12 protein-coding genes and 1 pseudogene are annotated in these 12,384 nt (G+C 39.9%); 5 read left to right on the top strand and 8 right to left on the bottom strand.

The window, feature by feature from the left end; translation table 11 throughout:
- Position 1: 1 nt before the first annotated feature.
- From BLL40_RS16190 to BLL40_RS16165, 6 genes and pseudogenes are all read right to left on the bottom strand, one after another.
- Positions 2-1,351 (bottom strand): dihydroorotase, encoded by a 1,350-nt coding sequence (locus tag BLL40_RS16190; RefSeq protein WP_245797981.1) that lies wholly within the window; start codon positions 1,349-1,351, stop codon positions 2-4.
- A gap of 32 nt (positions 1,352-1,383) precedes the next feature.
- The gene (locus BLL40_RS16185) at positions 1,384-2,658 is read right to left on the bottom strand and encodes a TRAP transporter large permease (RefSeq protein WP_073712885.1); all 1,275 of its coding nucleotides are present in this window, start codon (positions 2,656-2,658) and stop codon (positions 1,384-1,386) included.
- Positions 2,659-3,162, bottom strand: a complete 504-nt coding sequence (locus BLL40_RS16180) for a TRAP transporter small permease (protein ID WP_073712884.1) — start codon at positions 3,160-3,162, stop codon at positions 2,659-2,661.
- A 320-nt stretch (positions 3,163-3,482) separates the two neighbouring features.
- Positions 3,483-4,484 carry a TRAP transporter substrate-binding protein gene (locus BLL40_RS16175; protein WP_083566600.1) on the bottom strand — a complete coding sequence of 334 codons (1,002 nt, stop codon included), beginning with the start codon at positions 4,482-4,484 and terminating at the stop codon, positions 3,483-3,485.
- 139 nt (positions 4,485-4,623) lie between these two features.
- Positions 4,624-5,034, bottom strand: a pseudogene (locus tag BLL40_RS16170) (transposase).
- A 278-nt stretch (positions 5,035-5,312) separates the two neighbouring features.
- Positions 5,313-6,611, bottom strand: a complete 1,299-nt coding sequence (locus BLL40_RS16165) for a M20 family metallo-hydrolase (protein ID WP_073712882.1) — start codon at positions 6,609-6,611, stop codon at positions 5,313-5,315.
- Positions 6,612-7,164: 553 nt separating this feature from the next.
- Here BLL40_RS16165 and BLL40_RS16160 point away from each other — a divergent pair.
- Entirely contained in the window at positions 7,165-8,211 is a 1,047-nt protein-coding gene (locus tag BLL40_RS16160) for a hypothetical protein (protein WP_073712881.1), read from the top strand.
- Between the two features lie 270 nt (positions 8,212-8,481).
- Here the strand turns inward: BLL40_RS16160 and tnpB are convergent, their stop codons facing one another.
- Entirely contained in the window at positions 8,482-9,648 is a 1,167-nt protein-coding gene (gene tnpB / locus BLL40_RS16155) for an IS200/IS605 family element RNA-guided endonuclease TnpB (RefSeq protein WP_073712880.1), read from the bottom strand.
- A 61-nt stretch (positions 9,649-9,709) separates the two neighbouring features.
- Between tnpB and BLL40_RS18090 the strand changes: the two genes are divergently transcribed.
- The 4 genes from BLL40_RS18090 (at position 9,710) to BLL40_RS16140 (ending at position 11,143) form a co-directional block, all read left to right on the top strand.
- Positions 9,710-9,844 (top strand): hypothetical protein, encoded by a 135-nt coding sequence (locus BLL40_RS18090; RefSeq protein WP_281247281.1) that lies wholly within the window; start codon positions 9,710-9,712, stop codon positions 9,842-9,844.
- Positions 9,845-10,115: 271 nt separating this feature from the next.
- Complete coding sequence (locus BLL40_RS16150) at positions 10,116-10,382, top strand: AbrB/MazE/SpoVT family DNA-binding domain-containing protein (RefSeq protein WP_073712879.1); 267 nt, start codon at positions 10,116-10,118, stop codon at positions 10,380-10,382.
- 3 nt (positions 10,383-10,385) lie between these two features.
- Positions 10,386-10,787, top strand: a complete 402-nt coding sequence (locus BLL40_RS16145) for a type II toxin-antitoxin system death-on-curing family toxin (RefSeq protein ID WP_073712878.1) — start codon at positions 10,386-10,388, stop codon at positions 10,785-10,787.
- A 68-nt stretch (positions 10,788-10,855) separates the two neighbouring features.
- The gene (locus BLL40_RS16140) at positions 10,856-11,143 is read left to right on the top strand and encodes a hypothetical protein (protein WP_073712877.1); all 288 of its coding nucleotides are present in this window, start codon (positions 10,856-10,858) and stop codon (positions 11,141-11,143) included.
- A 220-nt stretch (positions 11,144-11,363) separates the two neighbouring features.
- Here the strand turns inward: BLL40_RS16140 and BLL40_RS16135 are convergent, their stop codons facing one another.
- The gene (locus tag BLL40_RS16135) at positions 11,364-11,969 is read right to left on the bottom strand and encodes a methyl-accepting chemotaxis protein (protein ID WP_073712876.1); all 606 of its coding nucleotides are present in this window, start codon (positions 11,967-11,969) and stop codon (positions 11,364-11,366) included.
- Positions 11,970-12,384: the final 415 nt, after the last annotated feature.

The raw sequence follows: 12,384 nt of genomic DNA, 5'->3' as shown, positions 1-12,384 counted from the left end.
TTTACACCTCCCGCGTATGAACAGCAGGAATAAACGAGCCATCTCCAGGCTGCCCTGTTACATCTTCATTAAAGACTTCTTTTCCTCTTACAAATGTCTTTTTGATTTTACCACACATCTCCATTCCGTGGTAAGGGCTCCAACCGGCAGCGGAGTGCATTTTGGTTTCATCTAAAGTCCATGCTTCATCTGGATTTAAGATGACGAGGTCCGCATCATAACCAACAGCGATTTTCCCTTTGCGGTGCCCTAAACCAAAACAGTTAGCTGGATTTTCACTCAACACCTTCACGAGTTGTAATAAGGAGATTCTTCCTCTTGCGAAACCTTCACTATATAAAACAGGCAATAGTGCTTCAACTCCTGGAGCACCAGAAGAGTTTTCAAAAATATTTTCAGCTTGTTTTTTATCCAATGTCCATGGAGCATGGTCCGATGTCACCATATCGATTTTATCCTTGGCTAGCATTTCCCATAAAACATCCATATCCTCACGAGAACGCAATGGCGGGTTAATTTTCGCCTTTGCTTTTAACTCAGGCATATCCTCTTCACTCAAGGTTAAATAATGCGTACAAGTTTCCGCAGTAACATTTGTGCCTTGACTTTTATAATACTCCATTAAGTTAAAAATTCTTGGGAACGTACAATGATATAAATGAAGCTTTACGTTTGTGTAATGAGCTAATTCCATCACGGTCAATGCAGCCGTTGATTCGGCTACTTTTGGTCTACTTTTACAATGAGCCCGTGCGTCATGGCCCTCTCCTTCATACTTTTGAATGAACTTCCGAACAATTGAATCCGTTTCGGCATGAACCCCAACTGGACGACCAGTTTTCTCAATTTCTTTAAAAGCTTCATAGAGTTCCCCTTCATCGATCTTCGGGAAACGAACCGAATCCGTATTAAACAAAGAAACTTTAAAGCCACATGCACCTGATTCAGCTAATAACGGAATTTGATCTACTCCATCCTTTGGAGCAATCGTCGCAAGTAGCGCAACATCCACGACGGCTTCTTTTTCTAAAAGCTCGATCTTTTCATCAAATAAATCTTTTGTACAAATTAACTTATCTGCATCGTACGGCATTTCAATAATCGTTGTAACCCCACCAGCGGCTGCCGATTTCGTCGCAGTTGTGAACCCTTCTGTCAACGCACTATAACAATGAACATGGGCATCAATTACACCGGGTAAAATATATTGCCCCGTCGCATCAATCACGTCCACACTCTGTGGTTCCTTAGCAATTGAAATAATCTTTCCAGCTTCTACTGTTACATACGAATCAAACAACACTTCTGTGGGCAATACAATATTTCCTTTAATCGAAAATGTACTACTCAATGAGATCCCCTCCATAAATTCACATCAATCCACTATTTAAATAACTCAACAAAGAACAAGCTTAATTGTGGAATATAACTAATTAACAACACGTCGACAATCATAACCGCTAAGAATGGCAAAACCGCTTTGGATATTTGTTCCAATTTTATATTCGCGATCTGACAGGACACAAACAGGTTTACACCAAGAGGTGGTGTACACATTCCAATTGCCAAGTTTACAATCATGACCATTCCAAAGTGAATTGGGTCAATTCCTAAAGCTATTGCAGCAGGTGTTAATAACGGTGCTAAAATGATAATTGCAATACTTCCATCAAAGAACATCCCAATAATTAACAGAACAACATTGATAATAAGTAAGAAGACAATTGGCGATGTTGTCACCTCAGAGAAAAAGGCGGCAATTTTCTGCGGAACTCCTTCTCTTGTTAAGATGTAGCTGAAAATACCAGCCGTCGAAATAATGAACATGACAATTGATGTTGTAATCATCGATTTCGATAAAATGCCAATCAAATCTTTTACTCTAATTTCCTTATAAACAAACATACTAATAATTAAGGAGTAAGCTACAGCAATAGCTGCTGCTTCCGTTGGAGTAAAGACCCCGCCATAAATTCCGCCTAAAATGATGACTGGCATTAACAACGCTAAAAGCGCATCTTTGAAAGCAGCAAGTACTTCACCTTTTGGCATGTTCGTGTCGCCTTTATACCCACGCTTTTTCGAGATCACGTACACAACAGCCATTAAGGATAGAGCAATCATAATCCCTGGAATAATTCCAGCTAAAAACAAATCACTAATCGAGACACCAGTTGCGACACCGAATAAGATCATCGATACACTCGGTGGAATAATAACGCCCAATTCTCCAGATATCGCTTGAAGCGCACCCGCATAGCTACGATCATATCCATTCTTTACCATTGCTGGAATCAAAATCGAACCTAGGGCAGCTGTTGCAGCAATCCCCGATCCCGAGATGGCAGCAAAAAACATTGAAGTGACCACGACAACCATCCCTAAACCACCTGTCATCGAACCCACTAATGAATTGGCAAAGCGAATCAGGCGTTTTGCTATACCACCCTTTTCCATTAAGGTTCCTGCTAAAATAAAGAATGGGATCGCCATTAACGTAAAAGAATCAACCGACGTGAAGGCCTTTTGGGCAATGGACTGCAAGGGAATCGTTCCTGAAAAAAGGATTGCAATAATGGAGGATAATCCAAGTGCAACAGCAATCGGAAAAGAAAGAATTAAAAATGCGACAAGACTGATTAATAAAACGTATACCATTTACACAATCCCCTCCCTTTCTTTTGGAGGATTTTTATTAATAATGAGTTCAAAGAAAACCGCCAAAGCATTCAACGCGAGCGCCAACGCCCCAATCGGAATCCCCAAATACGGAATCGACATCGGAATCTGCAACGCTGGTGACTTCTGAAATTGAACATTTCCAATCATTTGGATCCCCATGAAAAATAAAATGGCAAAGAAGACAATCGCCCCAACATAGACAAAAATTTTGAGCTTTCTTTTTGCTGAAATCGACAGTTTCTCCGCAATAAACTCTAAGGCAATCAAAGAATGATTCCGCAATGCGATTGCAGCGCCTAAAAAGATCGACCACACCATTAAGTAACGCGACAACTCTTCCGCCCACGTAAAGGCTTCTCCGAAAAAGTACCTCGATATGACTTGTACTACAATAACAACGGACATAATACCTAAACACAGACCAATAAAGGACTTAATCCATTTATTTAAAGTATCAACCAATTTAATATATTGTGTCATCTGCATTCCCCCATTTCCAAGAGATCATCAAAATCTAATAGGAGGAGGTGACTAACCTCCGACCTCTCACAACACCGTACGTATGGATCCGTATACGGCGGTCCAACCTTTTAAGTATTGAGACTCATAAAGTTGGGAAATCTCTTTCAGGCTCCACTTTATGAGTCTTTCTTTTGTTATCGCTTGGTGTAGGATTTCACATGTTGAAATACGTCAGTATCTCTTCGGAGAATTTGCTAATTTCATTGCATCTTATTCCATATTTGTCCATGCTGGGCTTACACCAAGATCAACTTTCTATAGAAAGTTGATGATTCAAGTTATTTATTTTCTCGGATGATCTGATGAAGCTCTCCATATTTGTCTGCATGATTTTCATACACAGGCTGAACGGCCTCTTTAAATGGTTCTAAATCAACGCCCTCAATAATTTCCATTCCATTTGCTTTTGCCTTTTCTAAATATTCAGCATTCAACTGTTGAACAAATTCTCTTTCATGCGTTCCAGCTTCTTTCGCTGCATCTAATAAGATTTGCTGAACATCTTCAGGATAAGACTTGAATTGATCGTTATTCATTAAAATCAATCCAGCAGAGTACATATGGTTCGTAATCGTTAAATACTTATGAACTTCGTAGTAGCTATTTGGTATTAACACCGCTAATGAGTTCCCTTGACCATCAACAACTCCTTGTTGCGCTGAAAGGAAAAGCTCACTAAACGGAATTGGTGTCGCTTTTGCACCTAATGCATTCATCGTATCAATTTGAACTTGGTTCTCCTGAGTTCTAAATTTCAAGCCCTTCATATCCGCTAAAGTCCGAATCGGTTTGTCATTTGTCGCAATATGGTAGGATCCATTATCGACCCAGTACAAATTCTTTAAATTCACTTCTTCCAGCTGCTGATTGATTTCTTCCCCAACTGGTCCATCTAATACTTTCTCCGCATGCTTACGATCATCAAATAAGAATGGGAAATCTAAAGCATTGACTTTATCCGCAAAGTTCCCAACCGGACCTGTAGACACAATCGCGATATCCAGCAATTGACTTTGAACCGATTCGGTCATTTCACGTTCCGCCCCTAATTCTGAGTTCGGGTGATTATTTATAATAATTTGTCCATCTGACTTTTCATCAACTAATTCAATAAACTTCTTCGCTGCTTCGTTAAGATGAGAATCTGTGCTCCCGCCATGTCCTAAATCAAGCGTGATTGTCCCACCTTCTTCTAGGTTGGTTGATCCTCCACTAGAACAACCAATCATAAACAGGGAAGCAAAACCAATCATCATGGAACTTTTTAATAATTTTTTCATCTCGTTACACCCTCTCCAATTATTTTCCCAACTATTGATAATGGGTTATCAATAGTTGATATTTTAACGCATAATCTCTTTGTAGGCAAACCTTTTTTGTCAAATATTCCGAATATTAATTACCATATAAGTTGAAAATTTAATTGAGCCGGTTGATGACTTCTTCCACACGCTCGCTAGCATAGCGGAGAAAAGCATGGACGGCCAACACGATTTTCTGCACGCTGCCAAAAAAGACGTTGTAGATAACGGTTTATTCCTTATATTTCCACCACCCCTCTATTAGGTTAAGATACGGGCTGTAAGGTGGCAGGAAGATCAGCTTCAGGCAGCCACGGTTTGTTTCAAGAAACGGTTGGATGAGTTTCGCGTGGTGAATGCGGGCATTGTCCAGTATCATCACAATTTGGCCAGTTGGATAACGAATCAGACCAATCGAGTGAGAACAGTGGCCAATAATTTGAGCAATCTCTTTTTTCTGGTAGCCTTCTAGAAACAGGAGAACAGCCTGATATCGTTCGAAATCACGTCGTCCCTGCGCTTTTTTCATGGCTTCCTTCAGTTCGTTGATCGCCTGTTCTCGATTCATCATCGCTCATCCTTTCAACGGTTTTTACTGAATGTGTATACACTGAAAGTAGAGACTGTAAATATTCTAGTTCAACTTATTGATTACACAAATTTCGCCCTTCATTTTCCCTTATGATTTTATAAAAAAAATGCTGAAATCCTTGTGTCTCTAAGGATTTCAGCATTTGTAACATTCCCTATTCAGCTGTTATTTATCAAAAAAAATTTTTTAAATTTTTTCGTTCAAGTGAGGGTACCTTACTCACTCCAATAATTTTCTAACATATGTTTTAAAACATGAACACTTTGGACGCAGTCATTTAAAGAAGACCACTCAAGGGGATTATGACTAAGTCCATCCTTTGAGCGAACGAAAATCATCCCGGTTGGTACATGGGATCCGAGAATCATCGCATCATGACCAGCACCACTTGGCAAAAGGAGTGGTCGAATTCCGTTTTCTTCAACTGATGTTTTTATTTTCTGAATCATGTCTGCTTTAAACGGAACAGGTTCATTTTTCAAAAGTTGGTTCCATTCATAATTGATTCCATACTTTTGGCTAATGCTCGTTGCCTCGTCCAGAACGAGTTGAATTAACTCATCCCGCGCTAATCCATTGATATCACGAATATCGACATACATCGTGACTTCTCCTGGGATCACATTGATGCCATTCGGTTTCACCTCAAGCTTGCCCACTGTCGCAACGGCTGTTGGACTCACTTTTCTCGGAAGAGTTGGAATTTGACTAACCAACTCTCCAGCAGCCACAAGCGCATCCTGGCGGTTGTCCATTGGTGTATTGCCAGCATGTCCAGCGACACCCATAAATTTCATTTCGAGCCAACAAGGGCCTGCAATGCCGCTGACAACTCCAACGGGAAGATCCGCATTTTCAAGGATCACTCCTTGTTCGATATGGACTTCGAAGTATGCCTCAATCTCCTTCAAATCTCTTTTCGCTGAAAAAAACTGATTACTTGATAGCCCCACCTTATTTAGAACCAGCTCAAAAGGTTCCCCCTCGTAATCAGTGACTTTTCGCTGTGTTGATTCATCTATGGTTCCAAAAGCCGCCCGACTTCCTGTAAATCCATCATGGAAGCGCGAGCCTTCCTCATCCGTAAAAATCACCACTTCATAAGGAGCCTCAGGAGCATACTTCTGTTCCTTCCATGACTCGACCACTTCAAGGGCTACAAGGACTCCTAATACACCATCAAAGTGGCCGCCATTTGGCACCGTATCAACATGGGAACCCGACATGAGTGCTGGCATCTGCTCGTTTTGTCCTTCCATGCGACCATACACATTCCCGGCACCATCTAAGGTAACGTCTAACCCGGCTTCCTTCATCCACTGCATCACAAGCTGCTTCGCTTCCTTCTCTTCTTGCGAAAAGCCAATCCGGTGAGAACCCCCGTCTTCCGTCCAGCCAATCTCTGCCATCTCAGCAAGTCGCTTCGCCAAGCGTTCTCCACATACTCCATTCCGGTTAAGCTGTTGGTGATCATAGTTTTCCAATAAACGTTTGTAAAATTGTGTGTTTGCCATCTCTTCCCCCATCCTCACGAAATGCACAGAAATTATATTTATATAATTTACTAAAAAGTTGGTGAAAAGTCTAATGGGTTTTTAGGGATTTGGAGAGATTTTGGATGAAAAAGTTTTTGCATAGAGCGTAGTGGGGTGCCCATCAAGCTAAGTTAAAATCATATTCCAAAATGAAAAAATGCTATCCGTTTACGTTGTTAGCTTGATGGGCATGTGAAACTCCCCCATATTGTATAAAAGAAAAGCATTCTAAAACTGTAAACACTTGTATAAAGTCTGAAAGTTTGCTATAAATAGAGTCAATTAAATCGAACGGAAAATAAAAAAAGCAAAAGCGCGTTATAGTGTGGTTGCAGCCACCTATAACCGTCCACCGTGAACACACCACGGTAAACACTTGCTTTCGCCTTCTTTTATATTGATGCCTGTATTATACGGGGATTAAACGTAAATTTCAAGGGGAAGTGTCTCTTTTATCGTCATTTAAAAGATGTGTTTACCGTTTTATATACGGTAAATGCATCTTTTTTGTTTTCTCAAAAGGAGAAAAAACATGACAATAAGCAAACTCGTATCCAATAAAGAATTTAAACAAATGATGAGCCGCAAGGTGTATGCAGAGAATCACGAGCAGCAACAATCCATGAAATCAACCCTCTTAAAGGCCGTGGAAAAGGCGTATGGCGAACGCTACTGGCGGCTGAAAGAAGGTACGCGCCAAGCGATTGATATGATGTGCTGGTTTGCATCCGAGCGTGGCTTCTACTTTGCGAAGGATCACTATTTTGCGGATCGATTCGATGTATCCGACAAGACGATCCGGAACGTGACTAAAATGCTGCGTGAGGCAGGGGTGATGTTCACTATTTATCGTCGGTCCAGCACACAGAATGGACGGAGCGCACCGGTCCATCTCTTTGTCGATCATCCGTATTTTTCTCATTGGGAAGAGCAGCTTGAATTAAGCCTTTGCCAAACTGATTGCCAAGCTGAAAAGGACGAAACCCCTTGTCGGAGTAAGGACGAAAGCGCAAAAAAAGACTCTACCTCTTATATATCTTTATTAAAATCTTTTAAAACCTTACGTAAGGAAGAACACGTATTAGATCATACGTTTACACCTTCATATGTTCCGAAAGAGTTTATACAAGCAGTGAGTCCCTTTTTCGATGATGCAAAGGTGATTGATCGTTTATGGAGAAAAACACAACGAGCTTATCGTACAAGCTCACTCAATCTATCTCAGGAAGAACTCCTATTCATTGTCATGAAATCATTTAAGGATACGATCTTTGCTCATAAGCATAACCGGATCAAAGGCTCTTTTGACGGTTATTTCTTTGGCACGCTTCGTAATCAGTTCAAAAAGGTACAAGAACAAAGTAATCAAACCTCTTTAGAAACAGCTGTTGGCCAGGAACAACAGTATTCATTTGCCATAAAAAAAGCCATTCGGACAGAACAACTACCAGAATGGTTTGTGCAGCAAAGACAAGGCAATGATCAGGTGGTATCAGACACAGATCATGACGAACTATTTCTCATAGAAAAAGCAAAACTGGAAGCCATTCTTCGTGAAAAGCAGCACAGTTTGCGCTAGATCACGATCATTTTTTGAGGAAAGATGCCAGTTTGCGATCTCTTTTCAGCATTCTATTCAGGAAAATGCGGATTTACAACGTTAAGCAAATTAAATGGAGAATATACTTTAAGCAAAGTGAAATATTTTGTTTATAAAAGTAAAAAAGACACATAGCTACCATGCTTTGTGCTCTACAGCAGACTCATCTTGAACTACCCGCCACTTAACACCCTTACGGGTTGTTTGAAGTGGGGGATTCCTACGATCACCAACGTACCCGTCAGTTATTTAGTAGGCTAGCCCCGCAGTCCCTGCGGTTAGAAGTCTTAATGCTTCATTTTTAAGATTTTGTCCTGCGTTCATGTCTCTATCGTGATGAGTTTTGCATTCTGGACAATCCCATTCACGCAAATTGAGATTTTTAACGTCTTTGTTTTGATAGCCACAACAAGAGCATAGCTGAGAACTTGCAAATGTTTTTCCAACAACAACAACCTGTTTGCCGTACCATTTTGCTTTGTACTCAAGCATTGTTCTGAATTGTGACCAAGATACTTCACTGATTGCTTTGGCTAACTTGTGGTTTTTTAACATATTGGACACTTGCAAATCTTCGATCCCGATCATATCGTGGTTTTTGATGATGTCGGTGCTGATTTTATGCAAGTAGTCCGTTCGTGCGTTCGTCATCTTTTCGTGAATACGAGCCACTTTCACCTTTTGTTTTTGATAGTTTCTCGCTTCATGGAGTGGACACTTTCGATTCACAGCCCACTCTTTTCGGCGGGATAGTATCTTTTGTTCTTTTGCTAGTTTCTTTTCAAGCGAACGAAAAAACTTCGGATTTTTGTACACTGTTCCATCAGAAAGAATCGCAAAGTCTTTCAGTCCTACATCGACACCAACAGATGAATTTGTTGTAGGGAGTTCCTGTACTTCTGTTTCAACAAGAATGGACACAAAATATTTCCCGCTTGGATTTCGTCTAACCGTCGCATTCAGAATACGACCTTTGACTTCACGGCTTTTAGCAAACTTTACTAATCCAAGTTTAGGTAACTTCATCTTATTTTTATGAATCATGTTCTCAGGCAACTGTTGTTTACCTTGAATATTTGTCTTATACGATTGCACGTTATTCTTTTTAGACTTGAAACGAGGTGCTTTGTTTTGTTTCTTGAAGAAGCGTGTATACGAATCAGCCAAGTTTTTCAATGATGATTGAATCGCTATACTGTCCACTTCTTTTAACCAAACGAATTCTTTTTTGAGTTGTGTTAATTGAGCAGAACAGGAGTTGTACGTTAGACCTCTTCCCGCCTCTTTGTAGGCATCATTCCACTTTGCAAGAAAATGATTAAACACAAATCTTGAACAACCGATTGTTTTAGCGATTAGAATTTCCTGTTCTTTAGTCGGGTATATACGGAACTTATATGCTTTATTTACCAACATTGATTTTCACCTCCTTTTAGTATATGTCAAAGGTATATACTTTAAAGGGGAGTGAACATAATTGGAACGTGTTTCTAAACTGATTAAATTTCCTGTTGATTTAGTCATACGGATTGAAGAGTACAAGGAAAAACAAAACATCTTAACTTTTGCCGGTGCTGTATATGAATTAATACGAAAAGGCCTTGAAAAGTAATCTTTAGGCTAACGCCTACCGACATTCATCTCCCCCTTATCGTTGGGCTACGCCCTGCACACGATTGAAGAGGGAGATGAATGTCGGAAAACGATAAAAGAGGAGTTTTAGTATGGGCCATAAAATTTGGAAAACACATGTAATTTATGGTAATAAATTGATGAATACCGCTTATTGAATACCTTTTAGTGTTTATTTATTTAATATGTTATAATTGTTATAACGGTTATAAAAAATATATTAATTGGATATGATAAAAGGAGGACATAAAATGGCGGTGAAAGAAGTGGAAAGAAAAGTGACGAAAATCGGCAATAGTTTAGGCGTGACGCTTCCACAGGAAGTATTGAATCATATAGGTATTAAACAAGGTGATGAGGTATCATTTCAATTAGAAGAAGGCGGAAAGGTATCTTTCAAAAAAAATGTGAATTTGAATATGGACGGATTAGAAGGAATTGACCAAGATTTTTTGGATGGATTGAAACAGGTTTTTAATGATTATGATAATACATTAAGAAATTTAGCGGACAGATAAACAATGACTAAGTTCTTAACAGAAAAAGAGATCATCACGCTAAACTACCTTGTTATTAAGAAATATACGCCATTGGAAGAAATCAGGGTGAAAGAACCCGGTTTATTGGAAAGTGCAGTCTATCGTCCGCAACAAAGCGTATTTGGTGAAGGTGCTTATCCAAGCATTTGGCTGAAAGCGGCGGCATTGTATGAGAGCCTTGCTAAAAATCATCCATTCGCTGGTGGGAATAAAAGAACAAGCTTTATTGCTTTGTATCAATTTTTATGGATAAATGGTTACCAATTAAGAGCTGATGAAAAGGAAGCGGAGGATTTTACGGTGCATATGGTGAAAAAGAAGCCGCCGCTTCTGTTAGAAGAAATTGCTGAATGGATAGAAAAGTATGCAGAAAGACGCTTTTGAAAAGTAAGTAGTTCAGATAGCGTGGAGAAATTGTAAAATAACAGATAGAATTTTATAAAGGTGTTAATGTGGAGAAATATGAAGTTGACTCCTTAAACAAAGGTTTTAAATTGATAGATGCCAATTATAGCATTGAAAGTCGTGACCGATTGAAAGTAAAGGTTATAAACGACGAAGAGGTCATTGTTCTGGTTCATGGCGGTATTGGTTATGTGCATAATGATTTTGATGAGTCCGTAGGGGAACTTTTAATCAAGATTTCTCTAAAGCTTAAAAATGATCGCTGGACGGTTGTCAAAACGGACGAATATACGGAATCTGAATACAAAGAATGGATCAAGAAAAAGAGCCAATGACCATTACCAAGCTCACTCTGTAGTCCCTACGGTTAGAAGTTACTTGTACGTTGACTCGCCACGCTCCCTACTTTCGCTTAGTTTTCGCTACCTCGGTAAGCGTGGGGCGATAGAACGTTGAAGATTTTACGTTGTAGACGAATGCCCTACAACAACCTTCTTACCGTTGGACTATCGCTCTGCACACGCTTGAGGAAGGAGAATTCTTGCGGGAAATACGTTAAACCAACGCAGCGTATTCCCTTAATTGGTTAGCCATGCTATCGATTTCCTTCATCAGTAATAGTGTTTTTTCAGTAGCAGTTTCTTGGTCTTCGCTAACATCACTGATCAGTGAGATCGATTTATAAATCTTCTCCATAGATTGGTTTATGCTAACAAGCGTTTCATTGATTTTCGCTGTTGACGACTTAGTATCTATGGATAGCTTTCGAATCTCATCGGCAACAACGCTAAATCCTCTTCCCCATTGTCCTGCACGTGCCGATTCAATCGAAGCATTTAAACCTAAAATATTTGTTTGATCAGCAATATTCTTGATAAAGGAAACTAATTCTTTCGATTCATTCACTTCTTGCTTAGTATCAGTCGCCTGATTTAATAAGGCTTGATTTAAATTAGACAATTTTTCTGCACCTATTGTAATACTGGATAGCTTTTGATTGGCTGAGGTTAGTGAGTTCGTGAGTTGATCAGCAATATCTCTTAACAACTGTTGATTTTTCCTCTGAATACCTATTCCTAATCCACCTATGACCACGCCATTATTATCGGTAACAGGGATTGCACATGCGGTAAAATCGACACCGAATAACGATGCGGGCACTTCAGATACTACAATATTATTTTCTTTAATAGCAATATGGATGGGGTTCCCCCGGTGTTAAAAAATCATTTGGAGTGATCTTCAAATCGATCCTTTCGTCGGGATAATAAGCTGTCAACAACCCGCCACTTATCGACCTTCGGTCTGATTGAAGTGGGGGCTTGCGTCTGTCAGAGTTCGACAGTGCATCTACCCTCATAGATAGCCATTACGCTTATTCCTACCCAGCAGTACTAACGAGCAAGGCTCTCCTACCTTAGCGTGGTGGAACATAAGGACGGTTGACTTCGCCCCTGCCGCAAGAGTCATGCTCCTGTGGCAACTACCCCAATGTGTTAAATTCCTTTTCGGGGTAGATTCATAGCACCAATACGGTCATCGTTTGATTGGTATTGGCAATTTTTCCACTTGAATA

This window comes from Domibacillus mangrovi (genome assembly GCF_001906925.1).
GTDB lineage: Bacteria > Bacillota > Bacilli > Bacillales > Domibacillaceae > Domibacillus > Domibacillus mangrovi.
This window is presented reverse-complemented; position numbering and strand designations above follow the sequence as displayed.